This is a genomic window from Roseomonas fluvialis, assembly GCF_022846615.1.
GTDB lineage: Bacteria > Pseudomonadota > Alphaproteobacteria > Acetobacterales > Acetobacteraceae > Neoroseomonas > Neoroseomonas fluvialis.
On sequence record NZ_AP025637.1, the window covers coordinates 4,710,184 to 4,734,306 of the forward strand.

Below are 24,123 nucleotides of genomic sequence, written 5' to 3' on the forward strand. Positions count from 1 at the left end.
CCATCAACCCACTCATGCGGCAAAAGTTGCCGGCACAGCCACGCCGGGTGCCGTCAGGGCTCAGGAAACCGCGCGGGGGCTGCGCCGTTGCAGTCCGGGCCGCGGGTGGGACGCCACCTTCGGCCAGGCGCTTGGCGCGGGCGGTACCCGGCCCCGGCGGTGCCCGGCCGCGGCAACGCACCTGGTGTCGGCAGGCTCACCGCCAAACCTGTGCCTGCGCACAGGGTCATGCGAAAGAGGATGGATGAAGCCCTTCGTCGCCCGCCACGCCGCGCGCCTGCGGCTGCCGCAGATCACCGGCGCCGCGCAGCGGCTGCGCGACTTCGTGCAGGACCTGCGCTCGCTACGCCAGCCCGGTGGTCCGGCGACCGACCCGGACCCGGCGCACCCGGCCGACCTGCGGGTGGCATCCTGGAACCTGCACAAATGCGTGGGGGCGGATGGCCGCTTCGACCCGCACCGTTCGGCCGCGGTGATCGCGGAACTCGGCGCCGATATCCTGGCCCTGCAGGAGGTCGACAAGCGCTTCGGCCGGCGCGCCGGGCTGCTCGACCTCGCGGCGGTGCGGCGCAATGCGGGCCTCAAGCTCGTGCCGGTATCGGACGTGCCGTCCGGGCATGGCTGGCACGGCAATGCGCTGCTGCTGCGCGAGGACCTGGCCGCCCGCATCACGCGCATGCGCCTGCCCGGCGCCGAACCGCGCGGCGCGCTGGTGGCCGAGATCGACCTGCCGCAAGGCCCGCTGCGCGTGATTGCGGCGCATTTCGGCCTGCTGCGCCGCTGCCGCACGCGCCAGGGCCACGCCATCCTGCGCACCCTTGCCGAGGGGGCGCAGATGCCCACCGTGCTGCTGGGCGACCTCAATGAATGGAGCCACGGGCCGCGCTCCTCGCTGCGGGCGCTGGAACCGGCGTTCGGGGCCGCCGCGCCGTCGCCGCCGAGCTTCCCGGCCGCGGTGCCGGTCCTCGCACTCGACCGCATCCTGGGGCAGCCCGCCGGGCTGGTCAGCGACGTGCGCGCCTATGCGAGCCCGCTCGCGCGCGTGGCATCCGACCACCTGCCGCTGATCGGCCGGCTGCGCATCGGCGCGGTCGCACAGCACGCCGCATCCGGATGAACGGGGCGTCCGGGCACGACGGCGCCGGGTGCGCGCGCCGCCCCGCGTCAACCGATGCGCCGGGGATCGACCGCGGCACCGTCGCCCAGCGCGGCGCGAACGACCTGGTGGCGCTGGTCGCCGAGGGCACCGCGGCGTTCCGCGTGCGCGCCGCCAGCGCCCGCCGGGCCGCGCGACGGCTCGACCTGCAATACTACATGTGGCGGTCCGACCTCACCGGCCGCCTTCTTGCGCGCGAAACGCTGGCCGCGGCCGATCGCGGCGTCGCGGTGAGGCTGCTGCTCGACGATGTCTACGCGCCGGGGCGCGAACGCACGCTGGCCGCGCTCGACGAACATCCGCGCATCGCGGTCAGGCTGTTCAACGGCACGCGATGGCGCCGCTTCGGCGCGCTGGGCTTCCCGCTCGAACTCGCCTTCGGCGGCTGGCACCTCAACCGCCGCATGCACAACAAGTCCTGGATCGCGGATGGCTGCCTCGCCGTGGTCGGCGGGCGCAACATCGGCGACGAGTATTTCGACCTGCAGGCCGAGGACGGGATCAGCTTCCGCGACCTCGACCTGGTCATCGCCGGCGGCGCGGCGGCACAGGCGCAGGCGGTCTTCGAAACCTATTGGTCGAGCCCGCTCGCACGGCCGGCGGCGACCACGGCCGCCGCCGCCGCCCGGTCGGGTCTCCCGGCGCTGCGCGAAAGCCTCGCGGCGGCAGGCCAGGCGCCCGAGGCGCAGGCGCTGCTGGGCGCCCTGCACGACGACCCGCTGGACCATGTCCGCGGCAGCCTGGTGCCGACGCCGTCGCGCAGCGTGCACGTCATCGCGGACCGGCCCGAGAAGGCGCGGCGCGGCCTCGGCGCCCGCAAGCGCGCACGGGCCGCCGGCGGGATCGCGGCCGAGATCGCCGACGCGCTGCGCCAGGCGCGGCGCGAGGTGCTGTTGATCTCGCCCTACCTGGTCCCCGGGCGCGCGGGCCTGGCGCTGCTCGGCGAATTGCGCGCCCGTGGCGTTCGCATCTGCGCCGTGACCAATTCGCTCGGCGCCACGGACGTGGTCGCGGTGCATGGCGGCTACGCGAAATACCGGCGCGCCATGTTGCGCATGGGCATCGACCTGCACGAGCTGAAGCCCGATGCGGATGGCGGGCCGGCCAGCCTGCTCGGGTCGCGCGGCGCCGCGCTGCACACCAAGGCCGTCGCGATCGACGGCGCGCTCGCCTTCGTGGGATCGTTCAACCTCGACCCGCGCTCGGCGGCGCTGAACACCGAGATGGGCGCCTTCGTGCGCCATCCGGCCCTGGCGCAGGCAGTGGCCGACGAATACGCGCGCCTCACCGATCCGTCGGTGAGCTGGCGCGTCGTGCTGCAGGACGGAAGGCTGAACTGGTGCGACCGCGCCGCGGACGGCGCGCGCTGCACGGACCAGGAGCCGCGGGCATCGTGGATCCGCCGCGTGATGGCATCGCTGATCCGCCGGCTGCCGGTCGAGGAACAGCTCTGACGGAAGCACGCCAAGGGGTTCAGGCGCCGCGTGCCCTCGGGCGCGGCCCGCGGCCGGGCGACGCCATGCGGACCCCGCGCGATGGGTTGGTGGGGGCGACATCGCGCCAGGAAGCATGGTGCGGGCGGTCGGGGTCGAACCGACACTCTGTTGCCAGAAACGGATTTTGAGCCCGTCGCGTCTGCCAATTCCGCCACGCCCGCGACCGCGCATCGCTGCGGCGGCGTCACCCGGGGGGACGCCGCCCGCGCAAACTACGGTCCCGGCGGCCGTTTTTCAATTCACCGCGGCGACGCACGCGCGCCGGCGGCTATTCCGCCGCCGCGGCGCGCTCAGGCGCGGGCACTTCCTTCGTTTCGAACTCAGCCGGACCGGTGATCTCGAGGATCTCGACATCCTCCGAATGCGCGATCTCGCGGTGCTTCACCAGCCGGGGCTGGTAGCAGCAATCGCCGGCGAGAAAAGTCTTCTCGCCGATATCCTCGTATTCGAACTTCACCCAGCCCTTCAGCACGAAGAACATCTGGAAGGGCAGGTCGTGGGTATGCCAGGCGCCGGTCGCGTGCGCGCCGGGGATGCCGCGGATCACATGCGCGCCGAAGGCGCCCTCCGTGGCCGCGGCGATGCCGAGGTCGCGATACTCGAAGAAGGCGCGCAGGCCGCGCTTGAAGTCGGCCTCGGCGGCGTGGCTGGTGGTGGTGCGGGCCATGACGTTGTCCTCCGTTGTTCTATTCCAGCGGCAGCGCGACATGGCGCGTGAAGCCCGGTCGCGTCTTCAGCGCCTCGTAGTAGCGCGCAAGGTTCGGCAGCGCCGGCCGTTCGATCGGCAGCACATGCCAGCGATGCACCCAGCAGCCCAGCGCGATGTCGGCCAGCGTCAGGTCCTCCCCGCACAGGAAGCGCTGCGACGCGACCTTGCCGTCCACGATCTTCCACAGCCGCGCGCAATCCACGCGTGCCTTGCCTTCCGCCGCCCAGTCGCGCTCGTGCTCCTTCAGCCGGACATGGGTGAAGAAGATCGTGACCATCGGCGCCGTGACGTGCCCCAGCGTCCAGTCCATCCAGGTCTCGACCGCAGCCCGGGCGCGCGGCGCCGACGGGTAGAGCGACCCGCCGGGCGCATACTGGTTGCACAGGTAGCGCGCGATGGCGTTGCTCTCCCACAAGGCCCAGCCATCCTCCTCCTGGAGCGTCGGCACCAGGCCCATCGGGTTCATGGCGCGGTAGTCGGGTTCGCGTGTGCGTCCGAAGGCGCCGCCGGCATCGACGCGCTCGTAGTCCAGGCCGAGCTCCTCGAGCGTCCAGAGCACCTTCATCACGTTGGACGAACTCGCCCGGCCCCAGAGCTTGCGCATCATGTCCTCCCGCCTTGTCATCCGAAGGCTAGAGCAGATCCGGAACGGATGAAATCATCCGGCCTGGGGCAGATATGCTCGCGAAACCGGGCGCTCGGCGGCGGTGCAGTGAACCGGCGCAAACGCAGACCACGCCGGGCGCGGTGGCGGCATCGGCCCCGGCGGACTTGCCCCGCACGCCGCAACGCGCGACATCCGCGCCATGGCTTCCGCCGTCGTCATCCTGATCCTCGCCGCGGGTGCGCCACTGTTTGCGCTCGGCAGCGAGACCTGGTGGGGCCTCGCCCCCTGCGAGCTCTGCCTGTGGCAGCGCTGGCCGTATTGGGTCGCGGCCGCGCTGGCCGCGGGCGCGGTGCTGCTGCCCGGGCGCGGGCGGGTGCTGCTGCTCGCCGCCGCCGGTCTGGGCGCCTTCGTCTCCGCCGCCATCGGCGGCTTCCATGTGGGTGTCGAGCAAGGCTGGTGGCCCTCCCCGCTGCCGGGCTGCGCGGCGCCGACCGCCGGCGGCGCGCAATCCATCGACGACATGCTTCGCAACATGGCCGCCGCGCCGACCAAGCCCTGCGACGCGGCCACCTACCTGATCCCCGGACTGCCGCTTTCCATGGCGGCGATGAACCTCATCTATGGGGCAGGGCTTGGGCTGCTGGCCCTCGCCCTGGCCCGCAAAGGACGAAGCGCATGACCACCCGCACCACTGCCGAGGACCGCCTGCCCGGCGACCCCACCCCGCGCGACTATGTCGAACGCGCCATCCGCGTCGACCATGCCGGCGAATACGGCGCCAAGCGCATCTACCAGGGGCAGCTCGCCGTGCTCGGCCGTACGAAATACGGGCCGATGATCAAGCACATGCAGGCGCAGGAGCAGGTGCACCTGGATACCTTCTCCCGCCTGATCGCGACCCGCCGCGTGCGCCCCACCGCGCTGCTGCCGATCTGGCACGTGGCCGGCTTCGCGCTGGGCGCGGCCACCGCGCTGCTCGGCCACCGGGGTGCGATGGCCTGCACCGTCGCGGTCGAGGAAGCGATCGACGAACACTACCGCGCGCAGGAGGAAGCCCTCGGCGAGGACGAGGCCGAGCTCAAGGCCCACATCGAGAAGTTCCGCGCCGAGGAACTGGAACACCGCGACATCGGCCTCGAGAACGAGGCCGAGCAGGCGCCGGCCTATCGCCTGCTCTCCGCCGCCATCAAGGCCGGCTGCAAGGTCGCAATCCGGATCAGCGAACGCGTCTGAGGGGTCGTCCGGGAATGCCGGCACCAGCCCGCTCCCCCGTCAAGGAGACCGGCGTCCGGTGGCTGCTCGGCGCAGCGTTCCGGTGCGGGACGACCGCCCCCCCGCGGCCATGAGCGCCACCGCGACCCGCGCAGCCGCCGCGCCCTGGCCGGTGCTCGCCGCCGCTCTGTTGCTGGCGGGCGGCGCGGCATGGTTCGGCGCGGGGCATGGCTGGCGGCAGGCCGCGCTCTGGGCGCTGGGCGCGGGGCTGGGGGTCGCGCTGTACCACGCGACCTTCTCCTTCGCCGGCGGCTTCCGCGCGCTGCTTGGCCAGCGGCGCAGCGCGGCCTTCCGCGCGCAGCTGGTGATGCTCGCGATCCTGGTCGTGCTGATGCTGCCGGCGATCGACGCGGGCAGCCTGGCCGGCGCGCCGGTGCGCGGCATCGTCTTCCCGCTCGGCGTTGCGGTGGTGGTGGGGGCCTTCCTGTTCGGGGTGGGCATGCAGCTTGGCGGTGGCTGCGGGTCGGGCACGCTCTACACCGCCGGCGGGGGCAGCCTGCGGATGCTGCTGACGCTGGCCTTCTTCGTCGCCGGCGCCACACTCGCCGCCTGGCAGTCCGAGGCCTGGTCCGGCCTGCCCGCGCTGCCTGCCGCGACGCTGCCGGGGCTGCTTGGGCTGTGGCCGGCGGTCGGGGTCAGCCTGGCACTACTGGCCGCTGCAGGCGCTGCCGCCTGGCTGGCGGAACGGCGCCGCCACGGCGCGGCCACGCCCTTGCGCGGGACGGGCGGCGCCTGGCTGCACGGCCCCTGGCCGCTGCTGTGGGGCGCCGTCGCGCTGGCGCTGCTGAACCTCGCGACGCTTTGGCTCGCCGGGCGGCCTTGGGTGATCACCGCGGCCTTCCCGCTCTGGGGGTCGCGCGTCATCGAGGCGCTCGGCCTCGACGACCCGGCCTTCTGGGCCTTCTGGGAAGACCCCACCCGGACCGAGGCCTTTCTGCGTCCGGTACTGGCCGACCGCACCACGGTGATGGATGTCGGGCTGATGGCCGGTGCGCTGCTGGCGGCGGGCCTCGCCGGACGCTTCGCGCCGCGGCTCGCGATGCCCTGGCGGCACGCCGTGGCGTCGGTGCTGGGCGGGCTGCTGCTGGGGGTGGGGGCGGTGGTCGCCTCGGGGTGCAACATCAGCGCCTATGTGGCGGGGATCGCCTCGGGCAGCCTGCATGGCTGGGGCTGGATCATCCCGGCACTGGCGGGCAACTGGGTGGGGATGCGGCTGCGCCCGGCCTTCGGGCTGCCGGCCTGAAGGCGCCGGCGGCGGGCCGCCTGGACCCCGGGTGCCATCGCCCCGGCGATCCACTGGGCGGCACGGCCGGCCCCTGCGCGCCTGTCTGCGCGAAATCCGCCTCCGTCACCCACCCCTGCGGAGCATGGCCTGCCAGCCGGCCCGCGGCGTCGTAGCCGCAAAACCTTTCGCTTGGCCCCGCTCGCGAAATCGGCAAGTTCCGGGCTGTCACGCCCTTGCCGGGAGGTTTCCACAGATGCGGCCAAACGCCCTGCGGGGTTCGATCCTCGCCCTTGCCCTCGCCGCCCTGCCCATGGCGGCCCGCGCCCAGGCGCCGCTCGCCGCCGAGGGCTGCCTCGGCTGCCACGGGCCCGACGGCCGCGGCGTCACGGGCGCGGGCGCCATCAACGGGCGCGACCGCGCGGAACTCATCGCCATCATGCTCGCCTTCCGCGCCAATGAACGCCCGGGCACCATCATGGGGCGCATCGCCCGCGGCTACACCGAGGCGGAGATCGCCGCCGTGGCCGAACACTTCTCGCGTATCCGCTGAAGGGGGCCGGGCCATGACCATGATCCTCTCCCGCCGCGCCATCCTCGCCGCCGGCGCCCTGCTTGCCGCGCCCACGCCGCTGCGCGCGCAGGGTGCGATGCGCCTGCTGGTGATCGGTGGCGGCTTCGGCGGCGCGTCGGCCGCCAGTTTCGCGCGACGCTCCTACCCGGACGTCCAGGTCACGCTGGTCGAACCGCAGCGCGCCTTCGTCACCTGCCCCTATGGCAACCTGCTGCTGGGCGGCGAACGGCAAATCAGCCAGATCACCCATTCCTACGACGGTCTGCGCGCGCGCGGGGTCACCCTGGTGCACGACCGCGCCGCCGGCATCGACGCCGCCGCGAAGACCGTGCGCCTGGCGGGCGGCCAGACGCTGGCCTACGACCGGCTGATCCTTTCCCCCGGCATTGCGCTCCGCTGGGGCGCCATCGAGGGCTACGACCAGGCCGCCGCGGATGTCATGCCCCACGCCTGGATCCCCGCCGACGGCGCGCAGACACTGCTGCTGCGCCGCCAATTGGAAGCGATGCCGGATGGCGGCGTGGTCGGCCTCGCCATCCCCGGCAACCCGTTCCGCTGCCCGCCGGGACCCTACGAGCGCATCAGCATGATCGCGCACTACCTCAAGCGGCATAAGCCGCGATCGAAGATCATCGCGCTCGACGCGAAGGAGGGCTTCAGCAAGCAGGGCCTGTTCCAGGATGGCTGGCGCGCCCTGTACGGCGACATGATCGAATGGGTGCCGGGCAACCGCGACGGCAAGGTCGTGAAGATCGACGTGGCCGAGCGCGTGCTGGAAACCGAATTCGGCACACGCCACAAGGTCGACGTCGCCAACGTCATCCCGCCGCAATCCGCCGCCGCGCTGGCCGCCGAGACCGGCCTGGTCAACGACAGCGGCTGGGTGCCGGTGAACACGCGCACCTTCGAAGCCCGTGCGGCGCAGGGCATCCATGTGATCGGCGACGCCAATATCCCCGGCCCCATGCCGAAGTCCGGCTATGTCGCGAACACAACGGCCAAGCAGGCGGTGGCCAGCGCGGTGGCGCTGCATCGCGGCCAGACTCCGCCTGAAGCCGTGTATTTCAACACCTGCTACAGCCACGTGGGCGAGAACTACGGCATCTCGGTCGTGGGCATCTTCCGCCCGAACGCCGACGGCACCGCCATCACGGAAGTGCCGAATTCCGGCGGCGTCTCCCCGCGCGGCGACCTGCCGGAACAGCGCCGCGCCGAGGCGATCTACGCCGACGCCTGGTATGACAGCATCACGCGATCCATGTTCGGCTGATGACGACCCGACGTTCCCTGCTGGCGCTGGCGCTGCTCCCGGCGGCGGCGGCCACCGCCGACGATGCCCTGCAGGCTGCCATCCGCGACGCCGTCGGCAACGCCGCCATCACCGATGGCGGCATAACGCTGCGCGCGCCGGCCACCGCCGAGAATGGCGGCCAGGTGCCGATCACCATCCTGGCCGAAAGCCCCATGACGGCCGCCGACCACGTCACGGCCATCCATGTCTTCGCCACCGCCAACCCGACACCGGGAATCGCCACGTTCCGCCTGACGCCGCTGCTGGCGCGCGCCGAGGTGCAGACCCGCATCCGCCTGGCCGAGGCGCAGCACGTGATCGTCCTGGCGCAGATGAACGACGGCCGCGTTCGCCGCGCCACCGCCGAGGTCCGCGTCACCACCGGGGGCTGCCTGACATGAGCACGCTCAACGCACCCCGCATCCGCATCCCGCGCAGTGCCCGCGCGGGCGAGGTGATCGAGATCCGCACCCTGATCGAGCACCCGATGGAGACAGGCCTGCAGGGGCCGCGCCGCGACATGCTGACCCGCCTGCTGGTGCGCATGAACGGCGAGACGCTGCTGGCGGCGGACTTCCGCAACGGCACCTCGGCCAACCCGTACCATGTGTTCTTCGTGCGGATGGAGCGCACCAGCAGCTTCGACTTCACCTGGACAGACGAGGCCGGGCGCAGCGCGCGGGCCGAGGCGCGCGTCACGGTCGGCTAGAGCAGATCGCGACCAGGCGTAAACATCTGATCGGGTGAGAGTGCTCGCCAAGACAACCGCCTGAGGCACGGCCGCGAGCCAGACCGCGGCGCACCGGGCATGGAATGGCGCATCGGTGGAAACGTCGCGCGCGACTGTGGTATCGAAATCGCCATGAAGACGCTGCCTGGCGATCCCTTTCCCTGGTTCACCCTGCCGTCCACGGACAACCCGCGCTACGCCTTCCATTCCGTGGCGGGACGGTACGTGCTGCTGGCCTTCCTCGGGTCGTCGCGCCAGCCGGTGGCGCAGGCCGCGCTTGCCGCGGTGGCCGGGCATCGCGCGCGCTTCGACGATGAATCCGCCTGCTTCTTCGGCATCAGCGCCGATCCCACCGACCGCGCCGAACGCCGCCTGGTGCAGGATTTGCCCGGCATCCGCTTCCTGTTCGACCTCGACGGCGCGGTGGCACGGGACGTCGGCGTGGTCCGTCCGGCGCCGGATGGCGGCGCGCCGATCTATGCGCCGTCCTGGGTGCTGCTCGACCCCATGCTGCGCGTGATCGAAACGCGCCCGCTGGCGGAGGCCGAGGCCATCATGGCGCGCCTCGCTGCATTGCCGCCGCCCGAGACCCATGGCGGCACCGACATCCCGCCCCCCGTTCTCGTGCTGCCGCGCATCTTCGAACCCGAGCTGTGCCGCGCGCTGATCGGGCACTACCAGGCGCAGGGCGGCAACCCGTCCGGCTTCATGCGGGAGGAGAACGGCAAGACCGTGGGTGTCTTCGACCCCGCGATGAAGCGCCGCAGCGACTGCACGATCGAGGATGAAGGCCTGCGTTCCGCCACCCGCGCACGCATCCTCCGACGCGTGGTGCCGGAACTGAAGCGCGTGCACCACTTCGACGCCACGCGCATGGAGCGCTACATCGTCGCCTGCTACGATTCAGCCGAGCGCGGGCACTTCGCCGCGCATCGTGACAACACCACGGCGGGCACCGCGCATCGCCGCTTCGCCGTCACCATCAACCTGAATGCCGAGGAATTCGCGGGTGGCGAGCTGCGCTTCCCCGAATACGGCAAGCGATCCTGGCGCGCGCCGACCGGGGGCGCGGTGGTGTTCTCCTGCTCCCTGCTGCACCAGGCGCTGCCGGTGACGGCGGGGGTGCGCTACGCCTTCCTGCCCTTCCTGTACGACGAGGCCGCGGCGCGGGTGCGCGAGGCGAACAACGAAAAGCTGGGCGAGGGGGTGGGGGCGTACAAGGCGATGCCGAAGGAAGCGGCGGCCGGCTGAGCGCGCGGCGCCGGCGCACCCGGATGCACGCCCACCGACGTCATTGCGCCACGCAGCGGCCAAGCACCACGGAAGGCGCCCAGGCATGAGCGAACCCCTGTTCACCGCGCCGCCAACCTTCATGGGCATCCCCGCCGGCGCGGTGCAGCCGGGCAACCGCGTCGCCATCCTGGGCGTGCCCTTCGACTGCGGCATCCACCCCTTCCGCATCGGCTCGCGCGAGGGCCCCGCCGCGGTGCGCGCGCAATCCCCGCTGATCCGCCGCCACCACCCTGTCCTGGCGGATTTCGACCTGCTGGCCGCGCTCAACGCCGTCGATTGCGGCGATGTCGCTGGCATCACGCCGGGCCGGATCACCGAGGCCCACCCGCGCATCGAGGCCGCCGCCGACGCCATCCTGCAGGCCGGCGCGATCCCGGTGGGCATCGGCGGCGACGGGTCCGTCTCGCTGCCGCTGATGCGCGCCGCGGCGCGGCACCACCCGGGCCTGGTCGCGCTGCACGTGGACAGCCACACCGACGCCTATCCCTACGACCCGGCCAACCCCTACGACGCCTCCAACCAGTTCACCCATGCGGCGGAGGAGGCGCTGGTGGACGCCGCCGCCACCTGGCATGTCGGCATCCGCGGCTTCACCGGCGTGCCGGGCGTGGTCCGTCACGCCGAAGGGCTCGGCTTCCGCGTGGTCACCACGGAGGACCTGGTCCGCCGCGGCACCGCGCAGGCCATGGCGGAATTCCGCGACGTGGTGGGCGACCGGCCGCTGTACCTGTGCTGGGACATGGACGTGTTTGACCCCTCCGTGGCACCGGGGGTCGCGACCCCGGCCTGGGGCGGGCTGACGGCGCGGGAGGGGATCGCGCTGATGCGCTCCCTGTCGGGCCTGAACATCGTCGCGGCCGACTTCAACACCGTCAGCCCGAACCACGACGTGCAGGGCATGGCGGCGTCGCTCTGCGCGCACATGATGATGGAGTTCCTGGTCCTGGTCGCGCAGCGTCTGCTGCCGGAGCCGCTAGGTCGATAGTTCGCTGTCGCAGCCACACGATCCGCGCGCGCAAACCGCGACGGTGCGCAGCATCTTCTGCCACCGGGCGCTCATGCAGCGCAGGCGAAGGATTCTCGATGCGAAATCTTCGTTTGGCAGTCGCAGGCGGTCTCGCTCTGGTCGTTGGCCTCAGCTACCTGGCCTTCGAGAGCTTCTACCCGACCTACACCTATCGCTACCGACTGGCGCTCGACGTGGAAACGCCGGACGGATCGGTCAGGTCAGGATCCAGCGTCGTCCAGGTTTCCCAATGGCGAACGCCATCCTTCATCATTCCGCCGGACAACGTTGAAGTGACCGTCGTCGGGGAAGCGACGCCTGTGGACCTCGGCGAAGGACGCGTCCTGGTGGCGCTCCTGAGATGGGAGGTCGGTCCGAACTTCTACCGGGAGCCGGTGAGCCTGGCCGAGATCATGGGGATCCGACTCACCGGTTGGCGGGGTGGGACTAATGAAGGCCTTGGGCAGCTTACCCGTCTGCGTGCGGTCCGCGAGTTACGGCCGGACCAGCTGCCGATGCTTGTCACCTTCGATGACCCCACGCGGCCGGAAACGGTGCGCCGCGTCCAGCCCGACGATCTCGCAGCAACCTTTGGTTCTGGGTTCAGGTTGCGTCGCGCCGCGATCGAGCTGACGGCCGACGCCGTGACGTTGGGAGCAATTGATCGTGGTCTTCCGGCCGTTCGGCTGCGCAGGGGGGGCTCACTCGACGGCCGTCAGATCACCACAACCAATGAACTCGGCAACAATCTCAGCTACAACGACTTCAGACTCGGTGGGACGTGATCGCCCAGGGCGTAAGGCCTGCGCAATACAGCGAGGCTCGCACGCACGATGCGGTTCATGATTTCCCCTCGCAGCGCGAACGTCGTTACGAGCGAGCTGGCTAATTCTCCAGCTCGCTGTCCCAATACAGATAATCCCGCCACGACTGGTGCAGGTAGTTCGGCGGGAAGCCCCGCCCATTGTCCTGCAATTCCCACGAGGTCGGCTGGCGCGGTTCCTGGCGCGGGATCATCCGGCATTCGCGCGGCAGGTGGTTGCCCTTGCGCAGGTTGCACGGCCCGCAGGCGGTCACGACGTTGTCCCACGACGTCCGCCCGCCGCGCGAGCGCGGGATCACGTGGTCGAAGGTCAGCTCATGCGTCGGCCGCCCCTCGCCGCAATACTGGCATTCGAAGCGGTCGCGCAGGAACACGTTGAAGCGCGTGAAGGCCGGCCGCCGCGCCGCCGGGATGTATTCCTTCAGCGCGATGACGGAAGGCAGCCGCAGCGCCAGCGATGGCGAATGCACCTCCACCTCGTACTCGGACAGCACCGAGACACGGTCCAGGAACACCGCCTTGATCGCATCCTGCCAGGACCAGACCGATAGCGGGAAATAGGACAGCGGGCGGAAATCCGCGTTCAGCACGAGCGCCGGGTAGGACTGGCCGCCGGTGAAAACTCCGCCGTCAGGCAAGCGCCGCTCCTTTCAGAGACGCGCCACCAAGACCTGGGGGCCTGACCCGGCGGTAAGGCCCCAGATACAGTGGCGCCGCCGCGAATAGGCTGCATGCATGACATGCGGGCCGCGCGCCCGCAACCCTCGCGGCGGCGCACAACCGGCAGTTTCAACGACCTGTCACGCGCCCTTCAGCAGCCCATGCAGCACCTGCGCCCCCGCCGCCAGGCCCACATCGTCCAGCCCATGCCCCAGCCCGGGGCGGAACAGCGCGCGCACCGGCACGCCGGCGGCTTCCATCGCGGCTGCCGCGGCGCGGGAGGCAGCGGCAGGCACCACCTCGTCATCCTCGCCATGCACCAGCAGCACGGCCGGGCGCGCGACGATCTCGTCCAGCAGCGCATCGCCGCCGATCATGCCGCCGGAATAGGCCAGCACGCAGGCGGCATCGGGCACCGCGCCGCGCAGCCCGGCCTCCAGCACCGTCATGGCCCCCTGGCTGAAGCCCATCAGCGCCACCCGGTCGGGCGGAATCGACAGCCGCTCCGCCTCGGCCGCCACGAAGGCACCGAGTGCGGCGGCCCCGGCCTGCACGCCGGCGCGCAACTGCGCCTCGCTGCGGTCCCACAGCGCGAACCATTGCCGGCCATTGGGCAGGCCCTCGATTCGTTCGGGTGCGTGGGGGGCGACGAAGGCAGCACCCGGCACGGCCGGCGCCCAGACGCCCGCCAGGTCGATCAGATCGTCCCCATCGGCGCCGAGCCCATGCACCAGCACCACCAGCGCATCAGGGGTGCCGCCATTCAGCGGACCGCGGCGCGGCCCGTCCAGTTCCACCATGGTCGGCTCCCTTTGGTCGTATCGTGCGCAGGCACGTCAGTCACATCGTTGCGCAGGCACGTCGGTCACATCGTTGCGCAGGCACGTTGGTCGCATTCCGCAAGGCACGTTGGTCGAACTGCACACAGGCACAGCGGTGCGATAAGTGTAGCGCAGGGACACGTCCCGGCAGCGCGGCGGGCCGCCTGCCGATGGCGAACCCCGACGCGCCTTGCCCCGCGCGCCCCTGCCCGCTACCCGCTGCGGCCCATGGGCGCAACCGCCAACGTCACCCGCTTCGCCCCCAGCCCGACCGGGCTGCTGCACCTGGGCCACGCGCATGCGGCGCTGACGGCCTGGCGCGCCGCGCGCGAGACCGGCGGCCGCTTCCTGCTGCGCATCGAGGACATCGACCCCACCCGCTGCCGCCCCGACTTCACCGACGCGATCCGGCAGGACCTGGCCTGGCTCGGCCTCGATTGGGATGGCCCGGTGCGCGTGCAGTCGCGCCACCTGACCGACTACCGCGCCGTGCTCGATGCGCTGGCGGCACGCGGGCTGCTGTACCCGTGCTTCTGCACGCGCAGCGACATCGCGCGCGAGATCGCCGCCAGCGCCGCCGCACCGCACGGGCCGGACGGGCCGCTCTATCCCGGCACCTGCCGGCGGCTTTCGGCGGACCAGCGCGCGACGCGCATGGCGGCGGGCGAACCCCACGCCCTGCGTATCGACATGGCGGCCGCGCTGGCTGCGGTGCCTGCGCCGCTGACGTTCCGCGAACATGCGAGCCCGCGCCGCTGCGACCCCGCACGCTTCGGCGACGCGGTGCTGGCGCGCAAGGACATCCCGGCCTCCTACCACCTGTGCGTCACCCATGACGACGCGCTGCAGGGCGTCACGCTGGTGACGCGCGGGGTCGACCTGCTGCCCGCCACCGACCTGCATCGCCTGCTGCAGGCGCTGATGGGCTGGCCCGCGCCGGACTACGCCCACCACGCGCTGCTGACCGACGCGACCGGCAGGCGGCTGGCCAAGCGCGACCGCGCGGCCACGCTGCGGGATCTGCGCGAGGCGGGCATGAGCCCCGCCGAGGTACTGCGCCTCGCCGGCGGCTGAGCCACGTCGCGCCAGGCCACGACCCGCGCGGCCACCTGCCATGGCGCGCGGCGGGGACTCCCCCCAACCCGAAGGTCCCCACCCGCCGGCCAGCGGCGCAGACGGTTGTCGCGGCCCGCGCCCGCCGGGCCACGCACCGCGCCACGCGTCGCCTCGCTTCCCTTCCCGGTCCGCGCGCGCGATCCTGCCGACGTGCCCTACCTGATCGAAGCACTGCTGTTCCTGCTGCCCTTCGCTGCCTATGGGCTGTGGCGACGCGCCAATCCCTCGGCCGAACCCAGCACCATCCTGCTGGTGCTGGCGGCCTGCGGCGTGGTGCTGATGCTGGGCGGCGCCATCTGGTATGGCCTGTCGCGCAGCATGGACCACAGCCGCGACTACGTGCCGGTCCAGCTGGAGCGCAGCGACATCCCGCCCAGCGAAGCCCAGCCGCGGCGATGACCGACGCGCCGGTCGCCTGGATCGATCGCCCGCCCTTCCTCGATTCGCCCGCAGTGGCCGCGGTGCTGGCGGCGCTGCCGGGCGCGCGCGCGGTGGGCGGCTGCGTGCGCGACGCCCTGGCCCGGCGCGCCAGCGCGGATGTGGACGTCGCCGCCCCGCTGCCGCCGGAGGCGATCGCTGCCCGCCTGCGCGCCGCCGGCCTCAAGGTGTTCGAGACCGGCCTGACGCACGGCACCGTCACCGCGGTGCTGGACCACGCGCCGGTCGAGGTGACCGCCCTGCGCCGCGACCTGCTGACCGATGGCCGCCACGCGACCGTGGAATGGACCACCGACTGGCGCGAGGACGCCGCGCGGCGCGACTTCACCATCAACGCCATGTCCCTCGCCCCCGATGGCGCGCTGTTCGACTACTTCACCGGGCGGGAGGACCTGGCGGCCGGCCGCGTGCGCTTCGTAGGGGATGCGGACACGCGGCTCGCGGAGGACTACTTGCGCGCGCTGCGCTTCTTCCGCTTCCAGGCGCGCTATGGCTTGGGCGAACCGGATGCGGCGGCGGTCGCGGCGATCACGCGCGCGGTGCCGGGGCTGGCACGGCTGTCGGCCGAACGCGTCTGGATGGAGCTGAAGCGCATCCTGTCAGTGCCGGACCCGGTGGCAGCGGTGGAGTTGATGGCACGGACGGGGGTGCTGGGGGCAGTGCTCGGCACGAACGGGGATGTCGACAGTCTGGCTCGGCTGGAATGCCTCTCGCCCCTGCCCGATCCATGGCCGAGGCTTGTCGCGCTGCTGCCCGAGCGCGACGCGCCTCTTCTCCTCGCGGAACGGCTGAAGGCGTCGCTTGAAGAACGCCGCATCCTGGACCTTTTGGCAATGGATGCGGCGGCGGCGCGGGCGAGACAGGGCCAACCCCGCTCGCCGCCAAACCATACGCCCAATGGCGAAGCCGCCCTGGTTCTCTCCGCGCATCAACGCTCATTCTCGGATGAGGCACTTCTGCGCCGCTTTGCCGACTGGTCGCTAACCCTCCAGCATCATGCGCATGGCGCAACAGAAACCTCGCACTGGAACGCCGCGCGCGCGCAGGCGGCCAGCATGCCTCTCCCGGTATTTCCGATCGCGAGCGCCGATCTCGCCGAGCGCGGCATCACGGCCGGGCCGCGAATGGGCGAACTGCTAGGCGAAGTTAGACGCTGGTGGCGCGAAGGCGGCTGCTCCGCAACCCGCGACGAAGCCCTCGCCGAACTTGCCCGCCGCATCGCGGCAGGCCCCGGCGCGGCGCCGTCCGACGATGGCGGGAGGAGCGCCGGCGCGGGCACCGGGGCCGGCGGCGGGACCACACTCGGGGGATGAGTGGGGGATCAGGTCCCGCCGCCTTCACCGGAACGAAACAAGAACTAGCACAGGGCCGCCGAAACTTGCAAGCCCGTTAATGTGACAGCCGCGCGCGCCCAGCCCCCGCCAGCGACCAGCCGCCCGGACGGCCTTCCGCCGCGGCAAGGCCCGCCCACGCCCCCCGGCCCATACCCCCGGCCGCCAAAACCCTCTATGCCCCGCGCCCATGGCCGCCGCCCCTGCCCTCGACACCACGTCCCGCACGCTACTGACCCGCCTGTGGCGCGCCTATGTGGCGCAGCACCGCCGCGGCATAGCCGTGGCCCTCGCCTGCACCTTCGGCGTCGCCGCCACCACCGCGCTGTACCCGGTGGTCATCCAGCAATCCTTCGACCTGTTCACCGAAGGGCGGCAGGACGTTCTGTGGGCCATCCCGCTGGTCATTGTGGTGGTCACCTGCCTCAAGGCCGCCGCGCAATACGGCCAGGCGGTCGCCATCCAGGGCGTGGTCCTGCGGGTCATCGAGGCCATCCAGAACGACCTGTTCCGCGCCCTCACCCGCGCCGACCTGGCCTCCGTGGCGCGTGAGGCCCCGGCGCGCCACGCCGCCCGCTTCACGACCGACGCGGCGCTGATCCGCGAGGCGCTGACCAAGTCGATCAATGCCATCGCCGATGCGCTGACCGTGGTCGGTCTGGTCGCCTCCATGGTCTACCTGGACTGGCAGATGTCGCTGGTGGCGGCGGTGATGTACCCGATCGCCGTCGTGCCGATCCTCAAGCTCGGCAAGCGCATCCGCCGGGCCTCGGGCGGCATGCAGGAACGCGTGGGCGAAGCCGCCGCGGCACTGACAGAGTCCTTCGGTGCCGCCCGCGTGGTGCGCGCCTATCGCCTGGAAGCCGCCGAGGAAGCCCGCGCCGCCGGTTTGTTCGCCCGCCTGCGCGAGAGCCTTTATGGTATCGCCCGCACCCGCGCCTCGCTCGACCCACTGCTGGAAGCGCTCGGCGGCTTCGCCGTCGCCGCCGTGCTGATCTTCGTGGGCTGGCGCGTGGCCTCGGGCGCCGGGACCCTCGGCGAATTCACCGGCTTCGTGGCCGCGCTGCTGATCGCATCCCGCCCCGTGCGCGCGCTGGGGTCGCTGAACGCGGCACTGCAGGAAGGGCTGGCGGGCCTCACGCGGGTCTTCGCCGTGGTGGACGAGAAGCGCCATATCCTGGACGCGCCCGGCGCCGCCCCGCTGCCCGCCGGGCGCGGGCGCATCGCCTTCGAAGGCGTGGGCTTCACCTATGCCTCCGACGCGACCGGCGCGGTGCCCGATGCCGCCCTGCGCGGCCTGACCTTCGCCGCCGAACCGGGCGAGACGGTCGCGCTGGTGGGCCCCTCCGGCGCCGGCAAATCCACCGCCATCGCCCTGGTCCCCCGCCTGTACGACGCAACCGAGGGCCGCCTGCTGGTCGATGGCGCCGAGATCCGCGAGGTGAGCATCGCCTCGCTGCGCGATGCCATCGCCTATGTCGGCCAGGATGCGGTGATCTTCGACGACACGGCCGAGGCCAATATCGCCGCCGGCCGTCCGGACGCGACCCGCGCCGAGGTCGAGGAGGCCGCCCGCGCCGCCGCCGCGCACGACTTCATCGCCGCGCTGCCGCAGGGCTACGCCACCGCGCTGGGGTCGGGCGGGTCGCGCCTGTCCGGCGGCCAGCGGCAGCGCATCGCGCTGGCCCGCGCCCTGCTGCGCAACCCACGCATCCTGCTGCTGGACGAGGCGACCAGCGCGCTCGATGCCGAGAACGAGGCGCTGGTGCAGCAGGCGCTTGCGCGGCTGCGCGCCGGGCGCACCACGCTGGTCATCGCGCATCGCCTGGCGACCGTGCGCGACGCCGACCGCATCGTTGTGATGGAGGCCGGCCGCGCGGTTGAGCAGGGCCGCCACGCTGAGCTCATGGCGGCCGACGGCCTCTATGCGCGCCTGGTGCGCACCCAGGCCTTCTCCGCCGAGTCGTGACGGACATCAGGCGCGGGCCGGTCACCGCGATATCGTGCGGGTGGGGTGGGCGTCGCATCTTCGCCCGCCCAAGCGCTGCCGCGGCGGCCTGACCGTCAACCTGGCATCACGCGCTGCGCGCCGCCGGGCGTGCCGGCTCGTACACACCGCGCTCCCCGGCCGCCGGCACCAAGCGTTCGGTCAAGCCGAGCACGGTCTCCGCGCCGCCCAGGTAGACCACGCCATCCGGCGGCAGCAGCCCCGCCAGCGTGGCCAGCACGCGCGACTTGGTCGGCGCGTCGAAATAGATCAGCACGTTACGGCAGAAGACGATGTCGAAACGCCCCAGGCTGCGCGGATCGTCCAGCAGGTTGAAGGGCTGGAAGCGCGCCATGGCCCGCAATTCGGGCTTCACACGCCAGCGCGTGCCGTCCTGGATGAAGTGCCTGACCAGCATCTGCACCGGCAGGCCGCGCTGCACCTCGAACTGCGTGAACACTGCCTGCTGCGCGCGGTCGAGCATCTCGCGCGAGAGGTCAGTGCCCAGGATTTCGACGCGCTTGCCGGCCATGGCAGTGCCGAGTTCGGCGACCGTCATGGCGATGGAATAGGCCTCCTGCCCCGAGGAGCAGGCGGCCGACCAGATGCGGATGACATGACCGGCCGGGCGCGCCGCGGCCAGCTTCGGCAACAGCTTCTTCAGGTGCTCGAAGGGCTTGCCGTCGCGGAAGAAGGAGCTCTCGTTGGTGGTCAGCGCCTCGACCACCTCGGCGGCCAGGGCGGTCGACCCGGGGGCGCGCAGGCGCAGCGCCAGCGCATCGAGCCCGGCGATCCCGTCGCGCCGCAGCATCGGCGCCAGGCGCGTCTCGAGCATGTAGCCCTTGTCCGCGGTCAGCACGATGCCGGAGCGCTGCTTCACCAGCCCGGCCAGGTAGTTGAAACTGTCGGGCGTCATGCCGTGACCCTTTCGGCCGCGATCGCGGCAATGCGTTCGGCCAGCGCCTCGGGCGGCGCCAGCAGCTGCGGCAGGCCGGCGCGCGCGACCGCGCCGGGCATGCCCCAGACCACCGAGGATGCCTCGTCCTGCGCCAGCACCGTGCCGCCGGCGGCCACCACGCCGCGGCAGCCCTCGAGCCCGTCATGCCCCATGCCGGTCAGGATCACCGCCAGCAGCCGCCCGCCCACGGCGCCGACCGCGCTGCGCAGCATCGGGTCCACCGCGGGGCGGCAGAAATTCTCCGGCGGGCCACTGGTCAGGCGCGCGCGCAGCCCGCCCGCGGCCGCTTCCACCAGCAGGTGGTGGTCGCCGGGGGCCAAATGGATGCGCCCGGGCTGCAGCGCCTCGCCATCCTTCGCCTCGGCGCAACGCTGCTGGCCCATGCGGTCGAGGTGTTCCGCCAGCATGGTGGTGAAGCCGGCGGGCATGTGCTGCACCACCACCACAGGCACCGGCAGCCGCGGCAGTCGCTTGACCAGCGTGGCCAGCGCCTGCGGCCCGCCGGTCGAGGACCCGATCGCGACCAGCGCCGGCCGGCCCCTGGCCGGGCCGGGTGGGCGCGTGGGTGGTGGCGGGCGCAGCGGCGCGGCGCGTGGGGGGGCGGCCTTCTCCTGCCGCTTCATCCGCGCCCAGCCGCGCACCTTGGCGACCAGTTCGCCCTTGAACACCGGGTCGGCCGCGCCGCCGGCCGCGCCCTGCGGCTTCGGCACGTAGTCCGCGGCACCTGCGGCCAGCGCCGCGATCGCCGCCTTGGCACCGCGCTGCGTCAATGCGCTGGCCACGATCACCGCCGCCTGCGGCGCCGCCTTCAGGATCAGCGGCAGCGCCGTCATGCCGTCCATCACCGGCATCTCGAGGTCGAGCAGCACGACATCCGGCCGCGCGGCCGCCAGCGCATCCAGCGCGTCACGCCCGTTCGCCGCCTGGTGCACCACGCGGATGCCCGGTTCCGATTCCAGCAGCCGGCGCAGGATGGCGCGCGCCGTGGCGCTGTCGTCGCACAGCATCACCCGTACGTCGTTGCCCGCGGGGGCGGGCAGGCTCATGCCGCAGGCTCCAGCAGCCCGGCCTGCTCGAACTTGTCGCGGATGATCTCCGCGTCGAAGGGCTTCATCACGTATTCCTGCGCGCCGGCTTCCAGCGCCTGCACGATGCGGGCGAACTCCGCCTCGGTCGTGCAGAGCACGATGCGCGGATGGTCCGGCCCGAATTCCGCGCGCGCCGCACGCAGGAAGGTGATGCCGTCCATCACCGGCATGTTCCAGTCGAGCAGGACGCCGTCGGGCAGCCTGGCGCGGCAGGCCTCCAGCGCCTCCTGTCCGTCCTTCGCCTCGGTCACGGTGAAGCCCAGGCCCTCGATGATGCGACGTGCGGCCTTGCGCACGACCAGGCTGTCATCCACGACAAGGCAGGTGCGATCGGTCATGGCCGGTCTCCTCAGCTGATCGCCAGCACGCGGTCGACCTCGAGCGCGATGGTCAGCCGGTGCTCCTGCCGATGCACCCCGCGCGAGACATCGCGCCAGAACGGGTCGAGCGTCGGCGGGTTGGGCTCGAAGCCCGCGGCGGGCAGCGGCACCACCTCGCCCACCTCGTCGACCTGCAGGGAATAGAGTTCGCCCGCCTGCTCCACCACCACGCTCATGGGCGCGGGGCCGGCCTCGCGCGGCGGCAGGCCGAGGCGCAGGCGCAGATCCACCGCCGTCACGATGCGCCCGCGCAGGTTCAGGCTGCCGGCGATCTCGGGCGGGGCGAGCGGAATGCGCGTGATGGCCTGCGGGCCCAGCACGTCGCGCACCATCAGCACCGGCACGGCGCAGGACTGCCCGGCGACCGTCAGCGTCAGGAAGACATCCTCCTCCCGTTCATGGCGGGTGGCGTTGGGCGGGGCGGGGCGCCCGGCGGGCGCGGCGGCGGTCTGTTCCATCTGGCGTATCCCTCAGGCCGCGACCGACGCCGACAGGCAGTCCTGCAGGGACTGCAGCAACGCCTCGCGGTCGTACTTGGCGACATAGTCGGTGAAGCCGGCCTCACGCCCGCGCGCCACGTCGGCGGGCTCGGCGCGCGACGACAGCGCGATCAGCGGCATGGCTTCCCAGGCGCCACCGGCGCGCACCGCCTTCGCAAAGGCAATGCCGTCCATGTCCGGCATCTCGATGTCGGACACCACGGCGTCGAAGACGTGGCCTTCCTCGCGCAGGCGCAGCGCGGCAGCGGGGCCATCGACAGCCATCACCTCGTAACCGGCGGCCGACAGCGCGGGCACCACCAGGTGGCGAAAGAAGGCGCTGTCCTCGACCATCAGCAGGCGCGGGCGCGACTTGCCCGCCGCTGCGGACCGTGCAGTGCGGAACCAGTCCTCGCCGCCCTGCGCGAGCCACCAGGCGGTGTCCAGCACCTCGGTCACGCGGCCCGAAATCACCGCCGAACCGATGAACCCCGCACGCCCCGACCCTGGCTGGATGTCGAGCCGCTCGTCGATCACGTCCAGGATCTCGTCGACCATCAGGCCCATGGCGCGGTCGTTCTCGGTGAAGACCAGCACCGCCTGGCGCGCCGCGCCATCGGGGCGCATCCAGCCGGGCGAGACCGGGATCAGCGGCATCAGCGCGCCGCGGTACTGCACCACCGGCGTCGCGCCCGACATCTCGATGCGGTCCGCCGGAATGTCCTCGAGCCGCGCAACCAGGCCGAGCGGCACCGCCTTGGGGGTTTCATCCCCGGCGCGGAACAGCAGCAGCGATGCGCTGGCATCCGATCGCATCCCGCCCGCCGTGGTGGCTGTGCGGCGCGCGTCCTCGCCCGCCGCATCGGCGCCGACACCCGCGGCGCGGCCGATCCCGTTCGGGTCGAGGATCATGATCACGCTGCCATCGCCAAGGATGGTGTTGCCGCTGAACATGGTGACGTGGCGCAGGATGGGCGCCACCGGTTTCACCACGATCTCCTCGGTATCGAAGACGCGGTCCAGGATGATGCCGAAGGCCTGCCCGCCCACCTGCATGACCGCCACGAAGCCCTCGGCCTGGCGCTCCGGCGCTGGCAGGCGCAGCAGCCCGGCCAGCGAGACCAGCGGCAGCAGCCGGTCGCGCAGCCGCAGCACCGGGGCGTCCTTGATGCGTTCGATGCGCGGCCCGCCATCCTGGCCGCCCGCGCCGGCCGTGGCGTTCGCGCCGCCCGCCGAGACGCCGGGATTTGCCCCGCCGGCGGCGACGCGCACCAGTTCCACCACGCCGATCTGCGGCAGCGCGAAGCGCTCGCCCCCCGCCTCGACGATCAGCGCCGAGACGATCGCCAGCGTCAGCGGGATCTTGATGGTGAAGGTCGTCCCGCGCCCTTCCTTGGACGAGAGTTCGACCGTGCCGCCGATCTTCTCGATGTTGGTCTTGACCACATCCATGCCAACGCCGCGGCCGGACACGGACGTGACCTGCTGCGCGGTCGAGAAGCCCGGCGCGAAGATGAAGCGCAGCACCTCGCGCTCATGCATCTGGGCGAGTTCCGCCTCGGTCGCGAGGCCGTTCGCCAGCGCCTTGGCGCGGATGCGCTCCACCGGCAGGCCGCGCCCGTCGTCACCCACCTCGATGATGATGTGCCCGCCTTCATGGTAGGCGTTCAGCAGGATGCGACCGGTTTCCGGCTTGCCGGCGGCGCGGCGCTGTTCGGGCGTTTCCAGCCCGTGGTCGCCCGAATTGCGCACCATGTGCGTCAGCGGGTCGCGGATCAGCTCCAGCACCTGGCGGTCGAGTTCGGTCTGCGCGCCGCGCATGTCGAGCTCGATCTTCTTGCCCAGTTCGATCGACAGGTCGCGCACCAGGCGCGGCAGCTTCGACCAGGCATTGCCGATCGGCTGCATGCGCGTCTTCATCACCCCCTCCTGCAGGTCGGAGGTGATGTGCGACAGCCGCTGCAGCGGCACCGCAAAGGCGTCCGAATGATGCCCGCGCGCCAGCTGCAGCAGCTGGTTGCGCGTCAGCACGAGCTCGCTGACCAGCGTCATCAGGTCTTCCAACACATCGACCGCGACGCGGATGGTCAGCGGGGCGGCGATGCCGCCGGTCGCCTCGGCGGCGGCGGCCGGCACGTCCGGCGCGGCAGCGACAGGTGCCTCGGCCGGCGGTGCCGCCGCGGGGGCGGGCGCCTCGGCCTGCGGTGCGGCTGCAGGAGCGGCGGCGGGCGCGGCGGCGGGTGTGCTGCGGCCCTCGGCTGCCGCGTTCAGGGCTTCGATCAAGGGCGCGTCGTCGCCCGCCGGCTCGGCGCCGGCCGCCTCCAGCCCGGCGACGATCGCCTTGATGCGGTCGAGCGAGGACAGGATCAGGCTGATGCCCGCCGGCGTGACTGGCAGCGACCCGTCGCGGTAGCGCCCGAGCACATTCTCGGCCGCATGGGCCACCGCCTCGAGCCGCGCGAGGCCCAGGAACCCGCAGGTCCCCTTGATGGTGTGCACCAGGCGAAAGACTTCCGACAGGGTGGGCTGGTCGTCGGGCGTGCGTTCGAGTCGCAGCAGCGCGGAGTCGAGCGCGGTTAGCCCCTCGTGGGTTTCGGTCAGGAAGTCGGCCAGCAGATCGTCCATTGCCATCCCCGCGGGTGCGTGCCGCGGCAGCATGGCCGGCAGGGGCCAAAGAATCGGTAAA

The 24,123-nt window shown here is 72.1% G+C and carries 25 protein-coding genes and 1 tRNA gene; 16 read left to right on the forward strand and 10 right to left on the reverse strand.

What is annotated here, in order from left to right; genetic code table 11:
* Window positions 1-244: 244 nt before the first annotated feature.
* Entirely contained in the window at window positions 245-1,117 is an 873-nt protein-coding gene (locus MWM08_RS22525) for an endonuclease/exonuclease/phosphatase family protein (protein WP_244408746.1), read from the forward strand.
* Window positions 1,114-2,610 (forward strand): phospholipase D family protein, encoded by a 1,497-nt coding sequence (locus MWM08_RS22530; RefSeq protein ID WP_244408747.1) that lies wholly within the window; start codon window positions 1,114-1,116, stop codon window positions 2,608-2,610. Before MWM08_RS22525 ends, MWM08_RS22530 begins: the two co-directional genes overlap by 4 nt.
* Window positions 2,611-2,726: 116 nt before the next feature.
* On the opposite strand, the gene MWM08_RS22535 is transcribed toward MWM08_RS22530, so the two are convergent.
* The 3 genes from MWM08_RS22535 to MWM08_RS22545 form a co-directional block, all read right to left on the reverse strand.
* Window positions 2,727-2,813, reverse strand: a tRNA-Leu gene (locus MWM08_RS22535).
* A 107-nt stretch (window positions 2,814-2,920) separates the two neighbouring features.
* The gene (locus MWM08_RS22540) at window positions 2,921-3,319 is read right to left on the reverse strand and encodes a cupin domain-containing protein (RefSeq protein WP_244408748.1); all 399 of its coding nucleotides are present in this window, start codon (window positions 3,317-3,319) and stop codon (window positions 2,921-2,923) included.
* 19 nt (window positions 3,320-3,338) lie between these two features.
* Window positions 3,339-3,968 carry a glutathione S-transferase family protein gene (locus MWM08_RS22545; RefSeq protein ID WP_244408749.1) on the reverse strand — a complete coding sequence of 210 codons (630 nt, stop codon included), beginning with the start codon at window positions 3,966-3,968 and terminating at the stop codon, window positions 3,339-3,341.
* Between the two features lie 199 nt (window positions 3,969-4,167).
* Here MWM08_RS22545 and MWM08_RS22550 point away from each other — a divergent pair, with 199 nt between their 5' ends.
* The 10 genes from MWM08_RS22550 (at window position 4,168) to MWM08_RS22595 (ending at window position 12,141) form a co-directional block, all read left to right on the forward strand.
* Window positions 4,168-4,647, forward strand: coding sequence for a disulfide bond formation protein B (locus tag MWM08_RS22550; RefSeq protein WP_244408750.1), 480 nt, complete (start codon window positions 4,168-4,170; stop codon window positions 4,645-4,647).
* Window positions 4,644-5,201: a demethoxyubiquinone hydroxylase family protein gene (locus MWM08_RS22555; protein WP_244408751.1), complete on the forward strand. Its 558-nt coding sequence runs from the start codon at window positions 4,644-4,646 to the stop codon at window positions 5,199-5,201. Before MWM08_RS22550 ends, MWM08_RS22555 begins: the two co-directional genes overlap by 4 nt.
* A 109-nt stretch (window positions 5,202-5,310) precedes the next feature.
* A complete protein-coding gene (locus MWM08_RS22560; protein ID WP_244408752.1) occupies window positions 5,311-6,483 on the forward strand; it encodes a YeeE/YedE thiosulfate transporter family protein in 1,173 nt (390 codons plus the stop codon).
* A 235-nt stretch (window positions 6,484-6,718) separates the two neighbouring features.
* On the forward strand, window positions 6,719-7,015 hold the full coding sequence (locus MWM08_RS22565; protein WP_244408753.1) for a c-type cytochrome: 297 nt from the start codon (window positions 6,719-6,721) through the stop codon (window positions 7,013-7,015).
* A gap of 13 nt (window positions 7,016-7,028) precedes the next feature.
* Window positions 7,029-8,306 carry an NAD(P)/FAD-dependent oxidoreductase gene (locus MWM08_RS22570; protein WP_279323218.1) on the forward strand — a complete coding sequence of 426 codons (1,278 nt, stop codon included), beginning with the start codon at window positions 7,029-7,031 and terminating at the stop codon, window positions 8,304-8,306.
* Window positions 8,306-8,728 carry a thiosulfate oxidation carrier protein SoxY gene (locus MWM08_RS22575; protein WP_244408754.1) on the forward strand — a complete coding sequence of 141 codons (423 nt, stop codon included), beginning with the start codon at window positions 8,306-8,308 and terminating at the stop codon, window positions 8,726-8,728. Before MWM08_RS22570 ends, MWM08_RS22575 begins: the two co-directional genes overlap by 1 nt.
* Window positions 8,725-9,036 carry a thiosulfate oxidation carrier complex protein SoxZ gene (locus MWM08_RS22580; RefSeq protein WP_244408755.1) on the forward strand — a complete coding sequence of 104 codons (312 nt, stop codon included), beginning with the start codon at window positions 8,725-8,727 and terminating at the stop codon, window positions 9,034-9,036. Before MWM08_RS22575 ends, MWM08_RS22580 begins: the two co-directional genes overlap by 4 nt.
* Before the next feature lie 153 nt (window positions 9,037-9,189).
* On the forward strand, window positions 9,190-10,308 hold the full coding sequence (locus tag MWM08_RS22585; RefSeq protein WP_244408756.1) for a 2OG-Fe(II) oxygenase: 1,119 nt from the start codon (window positions 9,190-9,192) through the stop codon (window positions 10,306-10,308).
* Between the two features lie 85 nt (window positions 10,309-10,393).
* A complete protein-coding gene (locus MWM08_RS22590) occupies window positions 10,394-11,335 on the forward strand; it encodes an arginase family protein (RefSeq protein WP_244408757.1) in 942 nt (313 codons plus the stop codon).
* 98 nt (window positions 11,336-11,433) lie between these two features.
* A complete protein-coding gene (locus MWM08_RS22595; RefSeq protein WP_244408758.1) occupies window positions 11,434-12,141 on the forward strand; it encodes a hypothetical protein in 708 nt (235 codons plus the stop codon).
* Between the two features lie 100 nt (window positions 12,142-12,241).
* On the opposite strand, the gene MWM08_RS22600 is transcribed toward MWM08_RS22595, so the two are convergent.
* Together MWM08_RS22600 and MWM08_RS22605 are read right to left on the reverse strand one after the other, a co-directional pair.
* A complete protein-coding gene (locus tag MWM08_RS22600; protein WP_244408759.1) occupies window positions 12,242-12,817 on the reverse strand; it encodes an HNH endonuclease in 576 nt (191 codons plus the stop codon).
* Window positions 12,818-12,979: 162 nt separating this feature from the next.
* Window positions 12,980-13,639 (reverse strand): alpha/beta hydrolase, encoded by a 660-nt coding sequence (locus MWM08_RS22605; RefSeq protein WP_244408760.1) that lies wholly within the window; start codon window positions 13,637-13,639, stop codon window positions 12,980-12,982.
* A gap of 249 nt (window positions 13,640-13,888) precedes the next feature.
* On the opposite strand from MWM08_RS22605, the gene gluQRS reads away from it, so the two are divergent.
* The 4 genes from gluQRS (at window position 13,889) to MWM08_RS22630 (ending at window position 18,514) form a co-directional block, all read left to right on the forward strand.
* Window positions 13,889-14,734: a tRNA glutamyl-Q(34) synthetase GluQRS gene (gene gluQRS, locus MWM08_RS22610; protein ID WP_244408761.1), complete on the forward strand. Its 846-nt coding sequence runs from the start codon at window positions 13,889-13,891 to the stop codon at window positions 14,732-14,734.
* 192 nt (window positions 14,735-14,926) lie between these two features.
* Window positions 14,927-15,175: a hypothetical protein gene (locus MWM08_RS22615; protein ID WP_244408763.1), complete on the forward strand. Its 249-nt coding sequence runs from the start codon at window positions 14,927-14,929 to the stop codon at window positions 15,173-15,175.
* Window positions 15,172-16,527, forward strand: coding sequence for a CCA tRNA nucleotidyltransferase (locus MWM08_RS22620; RefSeq protein ID WP_244408764.1), 1,356 nt, complete (start codon window positions 15,172-15,174; stop codon window positions 16,525-16,527). The genes MWM08_RS22615 and MWM08_RS22620 overlap by 4 nt, the downstream gene beginning before the upstream one ends.
* Before the next feature lie 208 nt (window positions 16,528-16,735).
* Complete coding sequence (locus MWM08_RS22630; RefSeq protein ID WP_244408765.1) at window positions 16,736-18,514, forward strand: ABC transporter ATP-binding protein; 1,779 nt, start codon at window positions 16,736-16,738, stop codon at window positions 18,512-18,514.
* A 106-nt stretch (window positions 18,515-18,620) separates the two neighbouring features.
* On the opposite strand, the gene MWM08_RS22635 is transcribed toward MWM08_RS22630, so the two are convergent.
* The 5 genes from MWM08_RS22635 to MWM08_RS22655 are packed head-to-tail and all read right to left on the reverse strand — an operon-like array spanning window position 18,621 to window position 24,062.
* Window positions 18,621-19,448: a CheR family methyltransferase gene (locus MWM08_RS22635; protein WP_244408766.1), complete on the reverse strand. Its 828-nt coding sequence runs from the start codon at window positions 19,446-19,448 to the stop codon at window positions 18,621-18,623.
* Window positions 19,445-20,536 carry a chemotaxis-specific protein-glutamate methyltransferase CheB gene (cheB, locus tag MWM08_RS22640; RefSeq protein WP_244408767.1) on the reverse strand — a complete coding sequence of 364 codons (1,092 nt, stop codon included), beginning with the start codon at window positions 20,534-20,536 and terminating at the stop codon, window positions 19,445-19,447. Before cheB ends, MWM08_RS22635 begins: the two co-directional genes overlap by 4 nt.
* Window positions 20,533-20,916 (reverse strand): response regulator, encoded by a 384-nt coding sequence (locus MWM08_RS22645; RefSeq protein WP_244408768.1) that lies wholly within the window; start codon window positions 20,914-20,916, stop codon window positions 20,533-20,535. Before MWM08_RS22645 ends, cheB begins: the two co-directional genes overlap by 4 nt.
* An 11-nt stretch (window positions 20,917-20,927) precedes the next feature.
* Window positions 20,928-21,416 (reverse strand): chemotaxis protein CheW, encoded by a 489-nt coding sequence (locus MWM08_RS22650; protein WP_255751367.1) that lies wholly within the window; start codon window positions 21,414-21,416, stop codon window positions 20,928-20,930.
* A gap of 12 nt (window positions 21,417-21,428) precedes the next feature.
* Window positions 21,429-24,062: a hybrid sensor histidine kinase/response regulator gene (locus tag MWM08_RS22655; protein ID WP_244408769.1), complete on the reverse strand. Its 2,634-nt coding sequence runs from the start codon at window positions 24,060-24,062 to the stop codon at window positions 21,429-21,431.
* Window positions 24,063-24,123: the final 61 nt, after the last annotated feature.